This is a genomic window from Arenibacter flavimaris, assembly GCF_030291335.1.
Classification (GTDB): Bacteria; Bacteroidota; Bacteroidia; order Flavobacteriales; family Flavobacteriaceae; genus Arenibacter.
Map to the genome: position 1 here is coordinate 343,056 of NZ_JASWIM010000001.1, position 22,310 is coordinate 365,365.

13 protein-coding genes and 1 pseudogene are annotated in these 22,310 nt (G+C 40.9%); all 14 read left to right on the plus strand.

Going from position 1 to position 22,310, the window contains the following annotated elements:
- Window positions 1-45 precede the first annotated feature (45 nt).
- The 14 genes and pseudogenes from QSE00_RS01305 to QSE00_RS01370 all read left to right on the plus strand — a co-directional run bounded on the left by QSE00_RS01305 (window position 46) and on the right by QSE00_RS01370 (window position 22,144).
- Complete coding sequence (locus QSE00_RS01305; RefSeq protein ID WP_286104598.1) at window positions 46-1,974, plus strand: RagB/SusD family nutrient uptake outer membrane protein; 1,929 nt, start codon at window positions 46-48, stop codon at window positions 1,972-1,974.
- A 37-nt stretch (window positions 1,975-2,011) separates the two neighbouring features.
- Window positions 2,012-3,217, plus strand: a complete 1,206-nt coding sequence (locus tag QSE00_RS01310; RefSeq protein WP_110354290.1) for a DUF5000 domain-containing lipoprotein — start codon at window positions 2,012-2,014, stop codon at window positions 3,215-3,217.
- Between the two features lie 27 nt (window positions 3,218-3,244).
- Window positions 3,245-4,957, plus strand: a complete 1,713-nt coding sequence (locus QSE00_RS01315; protein ID WP_110354291.1) for a DUF4998 domain-containing protein — start codon at window positions 3,245-3,247, stop codon at window positions 4,955-4,957.
- A 418-nt stretch (window positions 4,958-5,375) separates the two neighbouring features.
- A pseudogene (locus tag QSE00_RS01320) lies at window positions 5,376-6,393 on the plus strand (LLM class flavin-dependent oxidoreductase).
- Window positions 6,394-6,515: 122 nt separating this feature from the next.
- Window positions 6,516-7,211: a carbohydrate-binding family 9-like protein gene (locus QSE00_RS01325; RefSeq protein WP_181422792.1), complete on the plus strand. Its 696-nt coding sequence runs from the start codon at window positions 6,516-6,518 to the stop codon at window positions 7,209-7,211.
- Window positions 7,212-7,583: 372 nt separating this feature from the next.
- The gene (locus QSE00_RS01330) at window positions 7,584-9,260 is read left to right on the plus strand and encodes a PQQ-dependent sugar dehydrogenase (RefSeq protein ID WP_286104599.1); all 1,677 of its coding nucleotides are present in this window, start codon (window positions 7,584-7,586) and stop codon (window positions 9,258-9,260) included.
- A 44-nt stretch (window positions 9,261-9,304) separates the two neighbouring features.
- On the plus strand, window positions 9,305-10,558 hold the full coding sequence (locus tag QSE00_RS01335) for an amidohydrolase/deacetylase family metallohydrolase (protein WP_258364743.1): 1,254 nt from the start codon (window positions 9,305-9,307) through the stop codon (window positions 10,556-10,558).
- A 52-nt stretch (window positions 10,559-10,610) separates the two neighbouring features.
- Window positions 10,611-11,825, plus strand: a complete 1,215-nt coding sequence (locus tag QSE00_RS01340) for a selenocysteine synthase (protein WP_286104600.1) — start codon at window positions 10,611-10,613, stop codon at window positions 11,823-11,825.
- A 30-nt stretch (window positions 11,826-11,855) separates the two neighbouring features.
- Entirely contained in the window at window positions 11,856-12,437 is a 582-nt protein-coding gene (locus tag QSE00_RS01345; RefSeq protein ID WP_286104601.1) for a RidA family protein, read from the plus strand.
- A 242-nt stretch (window positions 12,438-12,679) separates the two neighbouring features.
- A complete protein-coding gene (locus QSE00_RS01350; RefSeq protein WP_286104603.1) occupies window positions 12,680-13,243 on the plus strand; it encodes a helix-turn-helix domain-containing protein in 564 nt (187 codons plus the stop codon).
- Between the two features lie 73 nt (window positions 13,244-13,316).
- Window positions 13,317-15,818, plus strand: coding sequence for a heavy metal translocating P-type ATPase (locus QSE00_RS01355; protein ID WP_286104604.1), 2,502 nt, complete (start codon window positions 13,317-13,319; stop codon window positions 15,816-15,818).
- Between the two features lie 164 nt (window positions 15,819-15,982).
- Window positions 15,983-17,272 (plus strand): DUF5690 family protein, encoded by a 1,290-nt coding sequence (locus tag QSE00_RS01360; protein WP_286104605.1) that lies wholly within the window; start codon window positions 15,983-15,985, stop codon window positions 17,270-17,272.
- Window positions 17,273-17,505: 233 nt separating this feature from the next.
- Window positions 17,506-20,649, plus strand: a complete 3,144-nt coding sequence (locus tag QSE00_RS01365) for a SusC/RagA family TonB-linked outer membrane protein (protein WP_286104606.1) — start codon at window positions 17,506-17,508, stop codon at window positions 20,647-20,649.
- A 13-nt stretch (window positions 20,650-20,662) separates the two neighbouring features.
- Window positions 20,663-22,144 carry a SusD/RagB family nutrient-binding outer membrane lipoprotein gene (locus QSE00_RS01370; RefSeq protein WP_286104607.1) on the plus strand — a complete coding sequence of 494 codons (1,482 nt, stop codon included), beginning with the start codon at window positions 20,663-20,665 and terminating at the stop codon, window positions 22,142-22,144.
- The last annotated feature ends 166 nt before the right edge of the window (window positions 22,145-22,310 follow it).

A 22,310-nucleotide genomic window follows, 5' to 3' on the forward strand; every position in this document is an offset into this window, starting at 1 on the left:
TCAACACAGGAAGATATGACCATAAAAACAAATAAAAAGAAACAAATGAAAAAATATATAGTATTGATATGGGTTTTCCTATCATTAAGCTGTGACGATTATTTAGATATAGTCCCAGACAATTTGGCTACCATAGAGATAGCCTTCAATAATAGAATTTCAGCAGAACAGTTTTTGTTCACTTGCTATAGTTATGTTCCCAATCATGCAGATACCCAACAAAATTTTGCTTTGTTGGCAGGGGATGAAGTGTGGTATTACGGAGAACAGGATTTTTATGTTAACAATGTTACCAGTGCACGTTTGGCAAAAGGGCTGCAAAACGTAACGGAGCCTTATCTCAATTATTGGGAAGGAGGAAGAGGTGGGTACAACATGTTTGTGGCCATTCGCGATTGCAATATATTTTTGGAGAACTTGAAGGACGTCCCTGGTTTAAATGTGGCGGAAAAAAACAGGTGGATAGCAGAAGCCAAAACCTTAAAGGCATTTTTCCATTTCTGGCTAATGCGAATGTATGGGCCTATTCCCATTGTTGATGAAAATATACCGGTAGATGCCACAACGGAAGAAACCCAGGTAAAACGTAATTCGGTAGACGAAGTAACCGCCTATATTGTTGGACTTTTGGATGAGGTCATTGAAAGTGGGGACCTGCTTGAAAAAATCACACAAATACATACCGAAAACGGCAGACTTACCAATCCAGCTGCAAGGGCTATTAAGGCCAAGGTATTAATGCTGGCGGCAAGTCCGTTGTTCAATGGCAATTCTGACTTTAGCGGTTTTGTGGATGAAAATGGAAATAATTTGGTCAACCCAGTTTATGATGAACAAAAATGGGTAGCGGCTAAAGAAGCCTGTTTAGAGGCCATTGAATCGGCAGAAGCCGCAGGACATGCATTATATGAATTTACCGATTTGCTGCCTATTGGGCAGATCAGTCCGGAATTAAGGGAAGAGCTAACCTTAAGGACCACTATAACCGATAGATTTAATTCAGAATTGATTTGGGGAGTGGATAAACATTCAATTGGTTCCTTACAAAGGTGGTGCCAACCGCGTTGGACCGGGGATCATAATGCAAAATTTGGGGACACCAAAAAATCCCATGCTCCTACACTAAATATGGTTGAGGATTTTTATACGGTAAACGGTGTGCCCATAGAAGAGGACAATGATTGGGATTTTGCCGATAGGTACAACACTATTACTATTCAGGATCAACTGGTGGAAGACCATAAATATACCTTACAGGACAATTATACTACAGCAAAATTGCATACCTACAGGGAACCTAGGTTTTATGCTTATGTGGGCTTTGATGGGGGTAAATGGTTTTCAATGGAGACGGAGGATCCTGAAGATTTACCGCACCTGAACGCCAAGTTAGGGCAGTTTTCTGGGAAAAATGGTTTTGAAATCTATTCCATTACCGGGTATTTTACAAAGAAACTAGTTGGTTATGAGACTATTGTAACCAAAAATGTAACCACTTTTGTGGATTATACATTTCCCATAATCCGTTTAGCCGATTTATATCTAATGTATGCAGAAGCGGCCAATGAAGTTAAGCCAGCTCCGGATGGGGAGGTATATGAATATATACAAAGGGTAAGGACCAAGGCGGGCTTGGACAAAGGTTCAGATCTTGTGACTACGTGGGCACAACACTCCAATAAACCCAATAAGCCAACAACAAAGGACGGTATGCGGGAAATCATTCAACAAGAAAGAAGAATAGAACTAGCATTTGAAGGTCAACGCTATTGGGATTTACGTCGATGGAAACTTGCAGAAGATTATTTTGCCAAGCCGATTAGGGGATGGAATATTAATTCTGCGAGTATTGATGGATTTTATCAAGTAAAGAACATCTTTTTCAGAGATTTCTTAACAAAGGACTATTTATGGCCAATTAGCCAAAGCGAATTACTTAGAAATCCAAACTTGGTTCAAAGTCCAGGCTGGTAAAAAAATAATTATAAAGGTTAAAAATAATTTAAAGGACATGAAAAAGTATATAGATTTAATGATTTGCTTTATAGGGGTTGTACTATTTTTTGGGTGTCAGGAAGAAGATAAACAACACCCTTACGGAACAGACACCAAAGCGCCGGATAAGGTTGTAATAGATAATGTTATAAACCACCCAGGTGGGGCGGTTGTTTATTTTACTGCGCCAAGCGATGAGGATGTGTTGTATGTACGGGCCAATTTTAAGGACGATAGGGGCAATAAAAGGGAAGTAAAGGTTTCAGCTGTAATGGATTCCTTGGTAATCCAGGGCTTCGGAAAGGTTGGAAATTATGATGTAGATGTTTTTGCCGTAGACAGGAGTGAAAATTTATCCGAAGTTGTCAATATTAGTATTGCTCCTTTAGACCCACCTGTCCAGTCTATTTTGCCCTCCCTTGTTGGAGAAGTGGATTACGGCGGTGTAAAGGTGAGCTATGAAAACCCTACCAGGGCTGAGGTTTCCTTGAATGTCGTAAAATTCAATGAACAATTGGGCGATTATGAATACAGGGAATCCTTTTTTACCAGTCAACCCGAAGGACAATATAGCTTTAGGGGGTACGAAAGTGTAAAATCGAAATTTGGGGTTTATGTTGAGGATAAGTGGGGAAATATATCGGATACCGTTTATTTTGAAGTAACCCCCATTCCCGATGAATTCTTGGACAAGGAAAAGTTTTCAATATTTAAAATCCAGGGCGATAAAAGTTTTAGTGAGTATGGCTTTAATGCAAGCCAAATGTGGGACAAGCGTTGGAGCGATCAATGGAATTGCGGGCATACCAACTTTGAACCCTTGCCCCATTACCTTACCATCGATCTTGGGACTACGGTTAAATTGAGTAGGTTTAAACTATACCAACGAGGCGGTAGTGAACTTTATAAGCATGGTAACCCCAAGCATTTTAAAATCTACGGGACTAAGGATATCAATAATTTGCCTCCATATGATGCAGCCGATCCAACCGCAGGTTGGACATTGCTTAAAGAATGTTTTTCCTTTAAACCATCCGGTCTGCCCATTGGGCAAGTTACCTCCGAAGATATAGAATTTCAGAACAAAGGGGAGGATTTCGAATTTGACGTGGAAAATTTAGTGGAGGTGCGCTATATACGAATAGAGAATATTGCTACTTGGGGCGATCAAATAGTATCAGTAATTGGTGAACTCTCTTTTTGGGGAGAAATTACTGAATAATACATATAATTTTAAAAGATAAACGTTATGCGGACAAAATTAATAAAATTAGGGTCTTTAGTGTTTTTACTGGGACTTACGTTAATGGCATGTGGAGGGGATATGGAGTCTATTCACGAGGAATATCTTCAGGGCGAAAAAATATATGCTGGTAAATTGGATTCTTTACGTACGGAAATTGGCTATAAGCGTATTAAAATAATTGGTGACACTAGATTTTTGGGAAATTCCAAAGAGGTTACCGTACAATGGGAAGATCAATCCAGGGTATTTAAAATTGAAGGGGATCTTAAAGAGGAGTTTGAAATAATTGTGGATGGTCTTGCCGAACATAGTTATGAGTTTAAAGTCTTTACCAAGGATCCCTTGGGAAATAAATCTGTTGACCAAATCATAAAGGGGTCCACGGTAGGTGATTTATTTAGGTCCAGCCAAATACCCAGAAGGTTGACCGGGTTTGATGTTGCCGAGGAAACCTATGCCAATTGGGCGAGCAAGGCAGAATCCGAATTCGTTATTTTCACCCAAATAGCCTATGATAATAATGCTGGTGGAATAACTAAGGATACTGTTTATCCAGACGATTCTTCAATATTATTAACAGATTGGAAGCCTTTGGGAAAATTTGAAATAATTTCCGCGGTCTCTTCCGGACTTATGGGATTTGATACCATTTACTTGGACAAAATAGAAAAGACCTTGCCCGAACCCCCATATGACCAATTGGAAAGTAGTTATTTTTCCATGGTAGGAATGCCCAGCGATAATCCGGGGACCTCCTATGGAGGAAACCCTAAACAATACTTGTTCGATGGGGATGGTAGCTGGAGTGGAAGTGATTCCCACGGCTATCATTCAGGGGAAAATGCAATACCCCATCATTTTACGGTAGACTTAGGGGTAACTACTAGGGTGCGAAAGGCTAGGTTAGATCTTAGGGACCCCAATAATTATGCAGGAAACAACCCTACGCATGTTGAAATTTGGGGGATAGACGATATTACTGGAGCGGAAACCGCCTCTAGTGATGCCGCAGAATTTGAGGCCAAAGGATGGCAATTGCTACATAGTACTCCTGTAGATGGCCAGAACCAACAAAGTGTAGAGTTCAACATTCCTTTCGGGCCAATGGTGCGCTATATAAGATATAGGGTTACCAGTACGGTCGGAGGCAGTGGGGCTCAATTAACCGAACTAACTTTTTGGGGACAGGATACACAGGCCCTGGAGTTGGATAAAAGTTCCATAATTATGGTCGGGATGCCTAGCGATAATCCAGGAACATCCTATGGCGGCAATCCCGTTCAATACTTATTTGATGGGGATGAGAGCTGGAGCGGTAGCGATTCTCAAGGATATCATTCCGGTGAAAATTCGATACCACATCATTTTACCTTGGATCTTGGGGTAACCGCAGAGATTAGAAAATGTAGGTTAGGATTACGTGACCCCAACAATTATGCAGGTAACAATCCTACCATGGTAGAGCTTTGGGGCATTAACGATATCTCAGGTGCGGAAACGGCTTCTAGCGATGCTGCGGAATTTGAGGCCAAAGGATGGCAATTGATGTATAGGGGAGCAATTGATGGAGAGAACAATCAAATTGTTGAATTTGATGTGGCATCAGGACCCTCTTTTCGCTATGTGAGATATAGAGTTACAGGTACTGTGGCCGGTTCTGGGGCACAATTAACGGAAATGACCTTTTTCGGGGTAGGAATAAAGCCTTTGCCTTAGATTTTTAAGAGATTGATGTTAAGTTAGTTAGTAGTGTTAGAGGTAAGGGGTATTAAACTCCTTACCTCTTTTTTTTGTCCATGAATGGAAATAAATACCCATTAATGTGGTATTTATGGAAAGGGAACCAATTGTTGGAAAAGAAATGGTAAAGAGCTCTTCACCTAAAATAATTAGGTTGAACCAAGCTTTGATAAATGGTAAGTGGCTAAAAGACAATTATGATATGAAACTAAAGACATTGAAATTCACCCAATAATTGGTGGGCTAGGTTCAAAATAACGCCCTTGGAAATTAGGTAGGGGCACTTGATTTTTAATCGTTTATACAATAGTTGGCCCCACAAATTTATTTTGCTTTAAGTTATTCTATTGTTTTTCGACTAATACTCTTACTATCTCAATACAAGACAGACGGAATGGAAGGGAAAATAGATACAGATTTAGGCAATATAAAATTTTCAGTTTTGGACTTGGTACCCGTAGCTCAAGGTGCAACACCCTTACAGTCTATTCACAAGAGCCTGGAATTGGCTCAACATGCGGAAACTTTAGGTTTTGAGCGGTTTTGGATATCCGAACACCACAATATGGAAAGTTTGGTGAGTTCCGCCACGCCAATTTTAATAGGACATATTGCCCAGGGAACCAAAACCATCAGGGTAGGCTCCGGTGGAGTTATGTTACCCAATCACGCACCCCTAATTGTAGCGGAACAATTTGGTACCTTGGAGACACTTTATCCAGGGAGAATTGATCTAGGCTTGGGAAGGGCGCCAGGAACAGATCAACTAACGGCTAAAGCTTTAAGAAGAAATAGAACAGAGACCGTGCACGATTTTCCAAATGATATAGCCGAATTACAGACTTATTTTTCCAAGGAGAATAAAAATGCTGCGGTGAGGGCCATTCCCGGGGAGGGATTAAACGTGCCCTTGTATTTACTGGGTCTAGTACTTTTAGTGCTCAATTGGCCGGATCCAAAGGGTTGCCATATGCTTTTGCGAGTCATTTTGCCCCTACACATTTACATGAGGCCTTAAGATTATACCATTACAATTTTGAACCTTCGGCACAATGTATTGCACCCTACACTATTGCCTGTGTTAACGTTATTGCTGCAGAAACCGATGAAAAGGCCAAACATTTGGAGACAAGCCTTCAGAATTGGCTTTGGGAATTATTAGGAATACCAGAAAACCATTGCCGCCACCGGTAAGGAGTATGGATGGTTTATGGCATGAGGTAGAAAAGGCCCAAATACAAAAGATGATGTACTATAGTTTTGTAGGATCCAAGAAAACCATAAAAGCACAACTTTCAGATTTTATAGCAAATACCCAGGTCAATGAAATAATGGCGGTATCCCATATTTTTGATCATCAGGACCGCCTAAGGTCCTATGAAATTTTGAGTAGCCTTCTTAAAGATGAGTGAATTTGGTTTTGTAAAAGCCATATTTTTGGTATCATGAAGTCTGGATGACAAATTTTAACTAATTTGTGGTTCTATTACATAAGTTATAAATGTGGAAGAGGTTACATTTAATAATATGGTTCATGGGGCTTATATTGGCCTGCAAATCTGAAATACACAGTCAGGATAAAGTGCTCAAGGTCAAGGAAATTGAATATAACGGACAAGTTGGTTTGGAAAAGGTGTCCCAACTCTTGGAACAGTATGCCGCGTTGGAGCATGTGGATTTAATTAACTGGGATAAGTTTTCATACCACCCCGATGTAGATTTTAGGATAGCCCATAGCAATAATGCCATTTGGCTAAAATACTATGTTAGGGAAAAAAACATTTTGGCCAATGTTGAAGAGACCAATGGTCCTGTGGCCCGTGACAGTTGTGTGGAATTTTTCTTTGACCCCTTAGGGAATGGAAATTACTACAATTTTGAGTTTAATTGTATAGGTACGGTTCATCTGGCTTATGGTCCCGGTAGAGGAAAGCGTCAATTTGTGGACCCCAAGACCATTGGGAATCTAATCCAAGTAGAAAGTTCTTTGGGAACCCAAACCTTTGCAGAAAAAACGGGCGACTTCACTTGGGAAATGACCATTATCATACCTGCTGAGATCCTGAACCATAATCCTGAAATTAAATTAAAGGGCTTACAGAGTACTGCAAATTTTTATAAGTGTGGCGATGCTACTTCCCAACGCCATTATTTAACATGGAATCCGGTTGGAACTGAAAAGCCGGATTATCACAGGCCAGAATTTTTTGGCCAATTAATTTTTCAATAAGCAATATCCGGGTGATTGTAGGTCACTTTGGGGAACAGCATATTTTGGAGAGATATTTTTTAAACTTTCAACAGAAACCGCACTTTTTTTTGATTTAGGCAATATAATTGTTAAATATTGGAAATAAAAAGGGAGATTTATCCAAAGTATTATTAAATTTAAGATGTGTACGAACACATCCTAAAGAGTTAACGGCAGGATCTACATGCAGGCCGAGGATGTTATTATAGGGTAAAACAAGAGTTCCCGTCCATACATAGGGATTAATAGGGATTTTACAAAATTGCCCATTTTGGAGAGTCAATCACTGGTTTATAAATTACATAATCAATGCCCATTTCCCCGCGAATCAAAAAATTAATTTTTTGTGTTGTGCCTATTTTGACTTTGGTGCAATGTGAATTACAACCATCCCGTGGGGGCCTTTTTTTACCTGAAGGCTTTAAAGCGGTTGTGGTCGTAGACAGTATAGAGGAAAGGGTGAGGCATATTGCGGTATCAGATGAGGGGCTACTATATGGTAAACTAAGAAATTCCAATGAAAAGGGAGGTATAGTTGTAATTCAGGATAAAAATAATGATGGCAGGGCAGATGTGATAGAAAAATTTGGGGCATATCGTTCGCTACAAAAACGGAGTTATTCCACGGCTATGAGGATTTATAATGGCTACCTATATTTTAGTTCGGAATTGGTCATTTATCGCTATAAATTAAAACCGGGAACATTAATACCTGAAGGGGAAATGGAAATTGTAATGACCGATGATCATGGACATGGCAAGCACGAGCATATAGGAAAGCCCATTGCTTTTGATAATGAGGGCCATATGTATGTGCCTTTTGGAGCTCCATCCAACGCTTGTCAAAACCCTAAAAGAACCCCTAGGGCTCCAGGTATGGACCCATGCCCACAACTGGAGGATCATGGAGGTGTTTGGCGTTTCGATGCCAACAAGTTGGGCCAGACCCAAAAGGATGGATACAAATATGCCACAGGGATACGCAGTGTAGTGGCAATGGATTGGAATTCGGAGGATGGTAACCTATATATAGTGATGCACGGTCGGGACGATTTAAATAGACTGTTTTCAAATATTTATTCCGGTTGGGATAGCGCCATGCTCCCTTCCGAAGAATTTATAAGAGTAACGGAAGGTTCAGACTTTGGCTGGCCTTATTGTTATTATGATCAAATGCAGGAAAAGAAAGTACTGTCGCCCGAATATGGAGGCGATGGCAAAATAGTTGGAAGATGTAAGGACTTTGATGATCCCATAATGGGCTTTCCAGGGCACTGGGCACCCAACGATTTGGTTTTTTATGATGGGGATAAGTTGCCAAACCGGTATAAAAATGGAGCTTTTATAGCCTTTCATGGATCTACCAATAGGGCGCCTTACCCCCAATCTGGATATTTTGTTGGATTTGTTCCGTTCAAAGACGGTAAGCCTTCAGGCGATTGGGAAGTTTTTGCGGATGGTTTCGCCGTAGTTGATACCATCGCCAGCGTTAACGATGCCAAATACAGGCCTATGGGTATTGCTTTTGGGGAAGACGATAGTATGTATATTTCAGATTCGGTTAAAGGTAAGATATGGAAGATCGTTTTTGAGGGTGATAAAGATAATTTCGGTCAGGAGCAATTAGCGGAAATGGAAAAAAGAAAATTATTATCCCACATTAGAACACCGGATGAAATTAAGGATAACCTTATGCCCAAACAATTCACTGGTGCACAAAAGACCTATTACACCTATTGCAGTCCCTGCCATCAAAAGGATGGTAAAGGGGCAACAGGTAGGTTTCCAACACTCAACGGAACAGATTGGGTAACCGGGGATAAGGAAAGGCTAATAAATATTGTTTTAAAAGGTATGGAAGGTTCCATTGTAGTACATGATGAGGTCTTTAATGGGGTAATGCCACAGCATAGTTTTTTAAGTGATGCGGAGATAGCGGATCTGCTTACTTATTTAAGATCAAATTTTGGAAATGATGCCGATGCGGTTACCGAAAAAGAAGTCTCAAACTTAAGAATGGGCTTATAGGATTTCGCACCATTAATATCAAAGATTAAATAATAATTGAAAAAATGAAAAATATGCTAAAAAAACAGATTTGGGCCATTGTTTTATTGTTGTTGACAACTATTTCGCTTAGGGCGCAGGATTACGACATCTTGGTTAAAGGTGGGCATGTGGTAGACACAAAGAACAATTTGGACCACGTAATGGATGTAGCCATAAAAGATGGAAAAATTGCAAAAGTCCATTCCAAAATTCCCGAAAACCAAGCCAGATCGGTGATTGATGCCCAAGGGTTAATTGTTGCTCCCGGACTCTTGGATATTCACGGACACAATTTTTTTGGGACCGAGGAGGATGCGTACTTGAGCAATAGTTTTAGTGCTTTGCCCCCTGATGGATTTACCTTTAGGAGTGGCGTTACCACTATTGTTGATGTAGGTGGTGCCGGTTGGAAGAATTTTAAAACTTTTAAGGCACAGACGATAGATAACTCAAAAACACGGGTATTGTCTTTCTTAAATATTATAGGATCGGGCATGAAGGGAGGTGCCATTGAGCAAAATATAGAGGATATGAATCCTAAAATGACGGCCTTTGTTGCCTCCCAGCACAAGGGGACCATAGTGGGGGTAAAATTGGCCCATTATAGTGGTTTTGATTGGGAACCTGTACATAGGGTGGTGGCAGCGGGTACCATGGCCGATATCCCGGTTATGATCGATTTTGGAGGTAGTGAACCGGAGTTGTCCTTGGAAACATTGCTCATGGAAAAACTTCGCCCAGGAGATATTTTTACCCATGCCTATGCCCATGTACAAGGTAGGACCCCTGTGGTGGATGAAAATGGCAAGGTAAGGAAGTATGTCTTTGAGGCTCAAAAACGAGGGGTCATATTTGATGTTGGCCATGGTGGTGGCAGCTTTGTGTTTGAGCAAGCCGTACCAGCCGTTAAGCAAGGTTTTTTACCTAATTCGATAAGCACGGACCTTCATACCGGAAGTATGAACGGGGGAATGAAGGATATCCTCAATATAATGTCGAAATTTCTCAATATGGGCATGCCGGTAAAGCAGGTAATTGAATGTGCAACCTGGAATCCGGCACAGTATATTAAACGCACGGATTTGGGACACTTGACAGTTGGGGCCGTGGCAGACCTAACAATTCTAAACCTGCGAAAAGGGAATTTTGGGTTTATTGATACACAGGGGAAAAAAATAATGGGCAATCAAAAATTGGAATGTGAGCTGACCCTAAGGGAGGGGGATGTGGTTTGGGATCTTAATGGTATTTCCAGACCAATGTGGAATGCGAAATAAGCCCAGATATGGGAAATGCATTTAATTGGATTAATCTATAAAAAAATAAGTTATGCTTAGTAGGAGAAAATTATTAAAAACGCTATCCAGTGTTCCTGTGATGGGTGGATTGGTAGGTACTGGACTGTTAACACCACAATTGCTCGGCGCCTCAGTTACCCAACCGGCGAAACGGAATTTTTTCAAGGAGCTGGGGATACGTACATTTATCAATGCAGCCGGAACCTATACTTCCATGACCGGATCCCTAATGTCCGAAGAGGTTACATCGGCCATCGTATTTGGCGCAACGGAATATGTAGATTTGGATGAGCTACAGGACAAGGTAGGTGAAAGAATAGCAGAATTGTTACAGTGCGAATATGCCACAGTATCCTCTGGAGCCTTCGGTGCCATGTCCATTGGGCTGGCAGGGGTAATCTCTGGAACGGACTCCGAAATCGCCGCCCAACTCCCGGATACTACAGGACTAAAACACGAGGTAATAATACAGGAAGGCCATAATATTGGTTATACCCATGCCCTTTTAAACGTTGGCGCCAAAATAGTCGTTGTTAAATCGAAAAAGGAAATGGAGAAGGCCATTAACAAAAATACGGCAATGCTCTGGTTTTTGAATGCCAATACCGACAATGGGGAAATTAAGTATGAGGAGTTCATAGCTATTGGAAAAAAGCACAACATTCCAACCTTTATTGATTGTGCCGCAGACGTACCCCCAGTGGAGAACTTATTCAAGTTTACCAAGATGGGGTTCGATTTAGTGGCATTTTCAGGCGGAAAAGGAATTAGAGGGCCTCAGAGTGCCGGATTATTGTTGGGGAAAAGAGATCTCATTAAAGCGGCAAGAATACATACCCCTCCACGTGGAAGTACTATTGGCAGGGGGATGAAAGTAAATAAGGAAGAAGTTCTAGGGATGCTGGTGGCCTTGGAAATGTATTTGGCCAAGGATCATCAAAAGGAATGGGAACTTTGGGAAAATCAAATTAGATTAATTAGCGACAGCGCCCTATCCGTAAAAGGTGTGCAGACAGAAATACACGTGCCACCTTATGCGAATCATGTTCCTTCCCTACGAATTAAATGGGATAGCAATTTAGTTAAGATTAGTCCGGAGGAAGCCCGAAAAAAGCTAATGGAAGGGCACCCTGCCATAGCAACGGTGGGCGACAAGGAAACTATAGGCATAACTACCTGGATGATGGATCCGGGCCAGGAAAGAATAGTAGCCAAGCGCCTTAAGGAGGTGTTGGTAAATGTATAATAAATAGAAATTATTTTTTAAGGAAAGCGTATGAATTACAAGTATTTTTTAGTCCCATTAATGGCTCTAATGTGCCTTTCGTGTAACACAAAAAATGAAAATGAAGTGACATCGGTTGAAGTGGAAACACCAGCAATTCCAGTGGACTATAACCCAGAGGAGAAACTTAAGGAACTGGGTATAACCTTAATGGAGGCCAGTGCACCAGTAGCCAATTATGTAAATGCCGTTCGCTCAGGAAATCTAATTTTTCTTTCGGGAAAGGGGCCCTTGCAAAGTAATGGGGAAAATATTGAGGGCAAGGTAGGGACAGACTTGACCATAGAGGAAGGTTATGAGGCCGCTCGTATTACGGGGATTAATCAATTGTCCGTGTTAAAATCAGAATTGGGAAACTTAAATAAGGTAGTTAGGGTGGTCAAGGTCTTAGGTATGGTAAATGCAGGGCCGGATTTTGCAGACCATCCCAAAGTCATCAATGGATATTCAGATTTAATGGTGGCTGTATTTGGAGATAGGGGAAAGCACGCCCGTGCCGCTGTAGGTATGGGATCCCTTCCCGGGAATATTGCCGTGGAGATCGAAATGATCGTAGAGGTAATGCCCGACTGACAATGATACCAAAATTCAGTATTTCTTGTTTTCAATCATCACAATGCAATCTGCCTTGGATGCCTATTAAGATATTTAGGATCCGGAAGTAACTACCTTTTGTAGCAAAAACTCTAGGAATGCTTGTGAATTCCCCTTTTCAGCTTTGGAAGGGGAAAATTGTTATATTTATATATGATAGTTTTGTGGTAAAGTCCACAACCAAAAGGTTGTGTTAAACCCAAATTTCAAATCTTTGACAGATGAAAAAACTTCTAATCAAAAATATGGTTTGCGATAGATGTAAAACCCTTTTGGCACAGGAGTTCTCCAAGGTAGGGATTACCATTTTATCTATAAAATTAGGAGAGATCGTTTATGAGGAAAACGCAAATATTAATGATGCCTTAATAGAAGGTATACTAAATAACAATGGCTTCGAATTGGTTAAGGATACATCGGATATGATCCTTGAAAACATTAAAATCGAATTAATTAATACGATCAATAACGGAGAAAATGATATAGCAGAAAACATGTCCACCTACTTGTCCAAAAAATTAAACAAGGATTACTCTATCCTTAGTAAAATGTTCAGTAAAAAGGAAGGTGTAACCATTGAGAAATATTATATCGATCTAAAAATTGAAAGGGCAAAGGAACTCATCCAAATGAATGAACTCAATTTTTCAGAAATAGGGTACACCTTGAATTATAGGAACAGTAGCCATTTGGCCTCACAGTTTAAGTCGGTCACCGGCATGTCTATGGGAGCGTATAAAAAATTACAACAATGGGATAGAAAACCGCTGGACAAAATTATGTAAGGAATCTCCATAATTCTAAAAAGTGTTCCGTGTCAATATGACTATTTTTACTTAAGAATTAAAATGTATGGAGATGAGACACACCTATAAGATACATGGGATGACTTGCAATGGTTGCAGGTCGCATGTAGAGAACACCTTAAATACAGTGAATGGCGTTACTCGGGCAACTGTAGATTTGGAAAAGGCCGAAGCTGCAATTGAAATGGACGGGCATATACCCTTGTCTACCTTTAAAAAGGCTCTGGAAGATGATGGTGGTGCCTATGGTATCTCTATGCCCGGGGAGGAACATGAACATCATGGGTCCACAAAAAAAACACCTAATGTTAAGGGTACTGGGACCTTTTATTGCCCTATGCATTGTGAGGGCGATAAGACCTATGACCAGCCGGGGGATTGCCCCGTTTGTGGAATGGATCTGGTGGAAGAGTTAAAGACGAGTATTGGGGCCGTTACCCAATATACCTGTCCAATGCATCCTGAGATAATCGAGGATGAACCAGGTTCCTGTCCGATTTGTGGAATGGACTTGGTGCCCCTAAAGGCAGATGTTTCGGCAGAGGAGAAAAACTATAAAAAATTATTGAAGAAATTTTGGATAGCCCTTGCTTTTACCTTGCCCATATTTCTTATTGCCATGTCCGAGATGGTCCCCAATAACCCATTGTATGCTTATGTGGACATGAAAATTTGGAATTGGATACAGTTCGGACTTTCCCTTCCTGTCGTATTCTACGCCACTTGGATGTTTTTTGAAAGGGCGTACCGATCAATAAAGACATGGAATTTAAATATGTTTACCCTTATTGGCATCGGATCGGGGGTTGCTTGGTTATTTAGTGTGTTTGGGATGCTTTTTCCCGATATTTTCCCTTCCCAATTTAAAACCCATCATGGCACGGTACATGTATATTTTGAGGCTGCCACGGTAATTTTGACTTTGGTATTGTTAGGGCAACTTTTGGAGGCAAGGGCCCATAGTAAGACCAACAATGCAGTGAAAGAGTTATTAAAATTGGCACCTAACAAAGCCATCAAGGTAGTAGATGGAAAAGAAGAAGTCATTGCTATTGATAAAATTAATATAGGTGATTTTCTCAGGGTTAAACCAGGAGATAAAATTCCTGTAGATGGCGTCATACATGAGGGTATGGGCTCAGTGGACGAATCCATGATTACCGGAGAACCCATTCCAGCAGATAAGAAGGAAGGTGATCCAGTTAGTTCCGGAACTATAAATGGAAATCAATCCTTTGTTATGAAGGCAGAGAAAGTAGGTTCGGACACTTTATTGGCACAAATTATAGACATGGTCAATAAGGCCAGTCGTAGTCAGGCTCCCATTCAAAAATTGGCAGATAGGATATCGGGATATTTTGTTCCCGTGGTGGTATTGGTTTCTGTAATTACTTTTATTATTTGGGCAATTTTTGGTCCTGAACCCAAATATGTCTATGCCTTGGTAAATGCCATTGCCGTATTGATCATAGCCTGTCCCTGTGCTTTGGGCTTGGCCACCCCCATGTCTGTCATGGTGGGAATAGGTAAAGGGGCTCAATCCGGGGTATTGGTCAAAAATGCAGAGGCTCTGGAGAAGATGAACAAAATTGATACGCTAATAGTTGATAAGACAGGAACAATTACAGCTGGAAAGCCATCCGTGGAAAGTGTAGTGGTCACTTCCAAGGAATACAAAGAGGGGGAAGTGCTGCAATATGTTATATCACTCAATCAAATGAGCAAACATCCCTTGGCAGAAGCAACGGTTGCATACGGGAAGGAACAAGGAGCGGAAATATTGAAGGTGTCAGAATTTAATTCGGTCACAGGGAAAGGTGTCACCGGAATAATCAATGCCAAGAAGGTGGCATTGGGGAACGAAAAAATGATGGAAGAGGTCAATGCCACAATGTCTGAAGAGCTTATGAATAAGGTGAAAATGCAGCAGCGGCTTGGCAAAACGGTTTCCATGATTTCTGTGGATAATAGTACGGTTGGATTTATTGTGATTAGAGATAGAATTAAAGAAACCAGTAAAAGGGCCATTTCTGAATTGCAATCCCTAGGAATATCCGTATTGATGTTGACAGGGGATAATTATGATACAGCCAAGGCTGTAGCAGAGGAACTTGATCTTTCCGATTTTAAAGCAGGGATGCTACCTCAAGACAAGCTTAATGAGGTGGAACGCTTACAACATCAAGGTAGAAAAGTGGCCATGGCCGGCGATGGTATAAACGATGCTCCTGCCTTGGCGAAGAGCGAAGTTGGTATTGCCATGGGAACCGGTACCGATGTGGCCATTGAAAGTGCCTCCATTACTTTGGTTAAAGGAGATTTACAGGGAATTGTAAAAGCTAGGAACCTGAGTGCAAAAGTGATGGGGAATATTAAGCAAAACCTATTTTTTGCCTTGGTATATAATACACTTGGCGTACCTATTGCGGCGGGGGTGCTATATCCATTTTTCGGGCTACTTTTATCTCCCATGATCGCAGCTTTGGCCATGAGTTTTAGTTCGGTTTCCGTAATCGCCAATGCCCTTAGATTGAGAAATGCCGATATTTCTTGATCCGGCCTATTGCTAAAAATGGATAAAATATACCGCGGTTTATTATTTTAATCATGGCATAAGCTTCCAATAACCATAAAAAATTCATTTAAACTTAAAAAGAGGGAAAAATTGCCTTTTAATATTTATCTTTTGAAAAATTTTACAACCAACCGCCAACATTTTTGAAGCTAGTAAAAAAAGATATTTCGTTTTTACTTTATGGGGCCTTTGCCTCCTTTGGTACATATTTCTGCATGTATGCTTTTCGCAAGCCATTTACCGTGGCCACCTTTGAAGACCTGTCCTTTGCCGGAGTGGATTACAAGATAATTTTGATCATTGCCCAAGTGTTGGGATACATGCTTTCCAAATTTATCGGGATCAAAGTAATTTCTGAGCTACAGGCCAATAAGAGAATATACTATCTTTTGGGCCTTATTCTTGCAGCTGAGGCAAGTCTTTTATTGTTCGCCATAACTCCGCCCCCTTATAATTTTATATTTATGTTATTGAATGGTCTTCCCTTGGGAATGGTATGGGGAATTGTATTTTCATATCTGGAAGGCAGAAAGTTTACTGAATTTTTGGGAGTGATTTTATGTTCCAGTTTTATAGTATCCAGCGGAGCGGTAAAGTCGGTTGGTCTTTTGGTTATGGAAAATTGGCAGGTTTCCCAATTTTGGATGCCATTTGTTACAGGGGGCATTTTTTTGGCTCCATTTGTATTTTTTGCATGGTTGTTGAATAAAATCCCCCAACCTACAGAGGAGGATAAGGAACTTAGAACAGAACGTAAACCTATGACAGGAAAGGACAGAAGGAAAGTTTTTCTTGCGTTCCTGTTCCCGATTATAATTTTGGTATTTTTCTACACTTTTTTAACGGCATTGCGCGATTTTAGGGATAATTTTTCAAGGGAGATCTGGGATGCTTTGGGGTATGAGGGAGACGCAGCCATATATACCATATCCGAACTGCCCATTGCCATATTGGTCTTGGTAATCATAGGTTCTTTGGGCGTTATCAAAAACAATTATAAGGCCTTTGTTTCCTATCATTACTTATTGCTTTTTGGTACTATAGCCATTGGTCTTTCAACCTTATTGTTTCAAATGGCCTTAATTTCACCTATTCTTTGGATGATCAGTGTAGGCTTTGGGCTCTATATATGTTATGTACCTTTTAACTGTATCTTTTTCGATCGTATGATTGCCACTTTTCGGATAAAGGGCAATGCGGGTTATCTTATATATATTGCGGATGCCTTTGGTTATTTAGGTAGCATGGGGGTACTACTGTACAAGAATTTTGGTCAAAGTAAGCTTTCTTGGCTCAATTTTTTCATGACCAGCACTTATCTAATCGCCGTTTTGGGGACTATTATTACCCTGGTTTCACTTTTCTACTTTAAAAGGAAATACAAGAATAATTTATTGGTGGAAAAGTCGGAAGTTCTATTGGCAGAAGTATAAGTTTACTCCTGTTAATTTACCATCAGTCTTTTTGTTATCGCTACGGATCAATTTCTCTAGACCCATCCTAAGTACTTTTTCATTCATTTTCTTGTCCTAAGTTATACGGTTAACATTCATTTAACAATTAGTGGTATTTCATTGCAATCTTTTAATATTTATTGAGGGTTTAGTTAACCTACGCCTAGGATATTTGCGCTCACTAAATAATTAAAAATCACAAACTAAAAAGAATGAACAAAACAAGTATTGTTATGGTATTTGCCTTTTTTGCATGTATCATAGGCCATTCCCAAGGAATATTTACGGGAAAGGTTTTGGATGAAAACAGTGCGCCTTTACCAGGGGCATCGGTAGTCATTAAAGGTAGTTCCAAAGGTGTAGCTACAGATTTTGATGGAAATTTTCAAATTGGATTAAATTCGGAAAATGATGTTCTGCTGGTTTCCTATATAGGATATATTCCAACTGAATTCCCCACTTCTGGAAAAACATCGGCGGAAATAGTACTTCTTCCCGATTCTGAAAAATTGAATGAGGTGGTTGTAACGGCATTGGGGATTACCAGGGCAGAGAAGAAGATTGGTTATGCCACCCAAAAAATGGATGTGGAGATTATAGAGGAAATAAATGCTCCCAATGTGGGGAATTTGTTTACTGGCCAGGTAGCAGGACTAAGCGTAAGCAATCCCACAGGGTTATTTCAAAAGCCATCATTTTCCTTAAGGGGTAAATCGCCCTTGATCGTAATTGATGGGATACCGGTTGAAACCGACTTTTACGATGTTTCCGCCAATAACATAGCCAATGTAAATGTGCTCAAGGGAACAACAGCTTCTGCACTTTATGGATCAAGGGGTAGAAATGGCGCTATTTTGATCACTACCAAAAATGCCAAGGTAGACGGATTGGAAATAACTGTTTCACATAATACCATGATATCTGCCGGCTTCACTGTTTTTCCGGAAACCCAAACAGAGTATGGGAATGGGTCTAACGGTAAATATGAATTCTGGGATGGTAAGGACGGAGGTATTTCGGATGGGGATATGATCTGGGGACCTAAATTTGAACCTGGAGTTTTGGTCTCCCAATGGAACAGTCCTATATTGGATAATGTTACTGGGGAAACCATTCCTTGGTGGGGTGATGTTTATGGTACCCAATATGACGATAAATCCCGTTATTCCAGAGTGCCAACCCCTTGGGAATATCACGATAACTTAAAGGATTTTATGGGAACCGGTTATATTTCCAGTACGGATTTTGCAATCGCGAGCAAATCCGAAAAGGGGTCGTTCCGCTTGTCCGGTAATTACTCGGATCAAAAGGATAGGGTTCCCAACTCCGGTCTTAAAACGGGAGGGCTGACTTTTAAATCTACCACCAACCTTTCCAAATCACTTACCTTGGACAGTAAGTTGTCCTATAATAAGGTGTATTCCCCCAACTATCCAAGACATGGGTATGGACCAAAGAACCATATGTATACCATTCTTATTTGGATGGGCGATGATGTCAACGGTCAAGAATTAAAGGAGCATATGTATGTTCCCGGGCAGGAAGGCTATAGACAGGCCAACTTTAACTATGCCTGGTACAATAACGTGTATTTCGCGGCCAATGAACTGAACCAGAAATACGATGCCGATCTGATCAATGCACAGATGGTGCTGAAGTACAATATAGCCGAAGGCTTAAACCTGCAAGGAAGAGGTTCAGCTGTAATACAGGATATTTTTGAGGACAGACAAAGTCCCAAGACCTATTTAAATTATGGTGATGCCAGGGAAGGTGACTATAAGACGTGGAACTCCAAAAGACTTACCGTAGACTATGATGTTTTGGCTTCCTACAACAAATCTTTGACCGAGGATATCTCCTTCGACGTCAACGCAGGTGCTTCTACCTTTTATAGAAAATATCAACAGGAATATAACTCAACCGATGGCCTTGTAGTTCCTTTTGTTTATAGCCTCAACAATACCAGTGGCAATGTGGCGGCGACTACTTACGTAGAGGAAAGGGCGACCAATAGTGTCTATGCCACTTTGGGACTGGATCTTTACAATGCAGTGTTTTTAACAGCTGCGGCAAGAAACGACTGGTCTTCTACCCTACCTAAGGAAAATCGCTCTTACTTCTATCCATCCGTGTCCTTAAGTACGGTGGTGTCCAATTTTGTCAGCATGCCCAAGGCCGTGGATTATTTAAAGCTCTATGGTTCATGGGCACAGGTTTCCAGTGACTTGGATCCTTATAGTACAGAATCATATTATACCAATAGTGGTGTTTTTGGAGGAAATATAAAATTGCAATACCCTAATGGTTTGGTGAATTCCAATATAGAGCCCGAAAGTTCAAACTCCTTCGAATTTGGTCTAAGTGCTGCTTTTTTAAAGAACAGGCTGGCATTGGATCTTACCTATTATAACGTGGTGGACACCAACCAGATCATAGACTTGCCAATTTCAAACACATCGGGTTTTGAAAACAGAAAGGTAAATGGCAATGAATATACTACCAATGGTCTGGAAGTGGTGCTTAATGCCAAACCAATCCTTACGGATAACTTTAGTTGGAATATAACCGCGAACTGGAGTAGAAAGGTTCAGAAAATCACGGAAATATACGGGGATAATACCACGTATAATAATCTAAGACTGAACGATAGGGCGGACAGCTATTACGCAACCGTGTGGCAGAAGTCAGCGGATGGGGATTTGATTTTGGGCGCCAATGGATTGCCGATCAAGGATAATTTTCCACAACTGTTGGGACATAACGATCAGGATTGGACCCTAGGGCTTCAGAATAGTTTTAAGTACAAGAACCTGACCGTTAATGTTGGTATAGACGGTGGATGGGGAGGTTTAATCCGTTCCTTGACCGTAGAAAAGATGTGGTGGGGCGGCAAGCACCCCAATTCTACCGAATATAGGGATGCAGAATACGCGGCCGGAGTACCGGTTTATGTTCCGAACGGGGTACAGGTTACAGGAGGGGACTTGGTGCAGGACGTAAATGGGGATGTTATTTCCGATACTAGGACCTATGCCCAGAATACCACTGCGGTGAGCTGGCAGACCTGGTCACAGAACTATCCGTATAGGGCAGCTGTGACCTACAAGGAAAACGAAAAATTTGCCAATATTTTCGATCGGAGCTTTTTTAAACTAAGAACCCTTTCCTTTAAATATGATATCACGGAATTGGCCAATATACACGGCGTAAAAAATCTTGATGTAACCCTTAGCGGCTATAACTTATTGGTATGGAAGAAGGCAGATATCATTGATCCGGATTTTGGGAACGACAACAATCTACAGGATCCTTCCACTAGATACATTGGTATAGGCGTTAATGTTAAATTTTAGTAAAAGACACACAATGAAAAAAATAGGAATTTTATTCGGATTAACAGTATTGATGTCTCTGGGCGGATGTCAGGACCTTACGGACTTAAACGACAACCCAAATAATGTTAGTGAAACACACCCACAATTGTTATTGACCAATATTGCAAGTAATGCATTTGAGGTTGATGGTACCGGAGCTTTATATGCCTCCCGTATTTTGGTGCAGACCGATGGTGAAAACAACAACCAATACTATAACTGGGACCGCGCTGGTTTTGATGATTATAATATGTTGGGGGAGGCTACCAAAATGATGCAGGAGGCAGAGCGTATTGAAAGCGACGAGTATATAGCCTTGTCCAAATTTTTTAGGGCATATTACTTCTATAACCTAACCCTTACATTTGGCGATATTCCCTATAGCGAAGCCCTTAAAGGAGAAATCGAAGAGCAGTATTTGCCCAAGTATGACACCCAAAAAGAAGTTTTTGTGGGGATATTAAAGGAATTGTCGGAAGCCAATGATCTTTTGGAAGGAAATACCAACATTATTGCGGGTGATATTATTTTTGGCGGAAATACTACCAAATGGCAAAAATTGGTCAATTCCTTTAGATTAAAGGTACTTATGACCCTTTCCAAAAAGGTGGGCGACGCAGACTTGAACATAATAAGTTCCTTTGCCAGTATCTACAATAATGAGCCTATAATGATGTCTAATGAGGACAACGGCCAGTTGGTGTTTTTGGACGAGGAAGGGAGTAGGTATACAGAATTTAACTCTAGTGGTTATGGATCGGGTATGTACATGTCCTCTACCTTTATCGAAAGGCTTCAGGACAGACAGGACCCAAGGTTGTTCATTTATTGCGGACAGACCAAAAATGCCAAGGAGGCAGGATTGGCCATTGATGATTTTATGGCCTATGAAGGCGGTGATCCCTTAGCTCCCTATGCAGAAGTAAACGACAAGGCGGCTGCAGGAGACGTCTCCAAGGTAAACTTGAGATACACCACAGACCCCACCACTGAGCCGCATAACCTTATGGGGTATTGGGAATTGGAATTTATATTGGCAGAAGCATCCGTGCGTGGTTGGATCGCTACCGATGCCAAGGAACATTATGAAAATGGGGTAAAATCATCTTTCGATTTTTATAATACCTATGCCAAGAATTTTGAAACTTATGTGGAGCCAACGGATGCCGATACCTATCTTATGGGGGCTGAGGTAGCATTTGACAATGGACTTACCACTGACGAAAAGTTGGAACTTATCTTGACCCAGAAGTATTTTACGTCATTTTTGCAAACGGGCTGGAGAGCTTATTTTGATCATTTAAGAACAGGATTCCCTGCCTTTGCACAACTGCCGGGAGCCACGCCTCCAACCCGATGGATCTACCCTAATTCTGAGTACAACAATAATACGGCAAATGTTGCTGCTGCCATTGAAAGACAGTTTGGGGCTGGGAACGATAAGATTCGTGAAATTACTTGGTGGTTGAAATAATTTCAGAAACCAAATGGATTTTATGGCTTTCTGTGGATAATGATCAGCATTACAACAGCTTAGTCCATGTATAACTGGTTCAAGGCCATAGCGGATTTTCGCTATGGCCTTGACTCTTATGTGGACCAGGAACCGGCATTTATGACGAGAAGAAAATGTATTTGGT

Excerpts from the sequence above, each read along its gene's own strand:
- QSE00_RS01305 (WP_286104598.1), top strand. The coding sequence starts at position 46 with ATGAAAAAATATATAGTATTGATATGGGTTTTCCTATCATTAAGCTGT.
- QSE00_RS01310 (WP_110354290.1), top strand. The coding sequence starts at position 2,012 with ATGAAAAAGTATATAGATTTAATGATTTGCTTTATAGGGGTTGTACTA.
- QSE00_RS01315 (WP_110354291.1), top strand. The coding sequence starts at position 3,245 with ATGCGGACAAAATTAATAAAATTAGGGTCTTTAGTGTTTTTACTGGGA.
- QSE00_RS01325 (WP_181422792.1), top strand. The coding sequence starts at position 6,516 with ATGGGGCTTATATTGGCCTGCAAATCTGAAATACACAGTCAGGATAAA.
- QSE00_RS01335 (WP_258364743.1), top strand. The coding sequence starts at position 9,305 with ATGAAAAATATGCTAAAAAAACAGATTTGGGCCATTGTTTTATTGTTG.
- QSE00_RS01340 (WP_286104600.1), top strand. The coding sequence starts at position 10,611 with ATGCTTAGTAGGAGAAAATTATTAAAAACGCTATCCAGTGTTCCTGTG.
- QSE00_RS01345 (WP_286104601.1), top strand. The coding sequence starts at position 11,856 with ATGAATTACAAGTATTTTTTAGTCCCATTAATGGCTCTAATGTGCCTT.
- QSE00_RS01350 (WP_286104603.1), top strand. The coding sequence starts at position 12,680 with ATGAAAAAACTTCTAATCAAAAATATGGTTTGCGATAGATGTAAAACC.
- QSE00_RS01355 (WP_286104604.1), top strand. The coding sequence starts at position 13,317 with ATGAGACACACCTATAAGATACATGGGATGACTTGCAATGGTTGCAGG.
- QSE00_RS01365 (WP_286104606.1), top strand. The coding sequence starts at position 17,506 with ATGAACAAAACAAGTATTGTTATGGTATTTGCCTTTTTTGCATGTATC.
- QSE00_RS01370 (WP_286104607.1), top strand. The coding sequence starts at position 20,663 with ATGAAAAAAATAGGAATTTTATTCGGATTAACAGTATTGATGTCTCTG.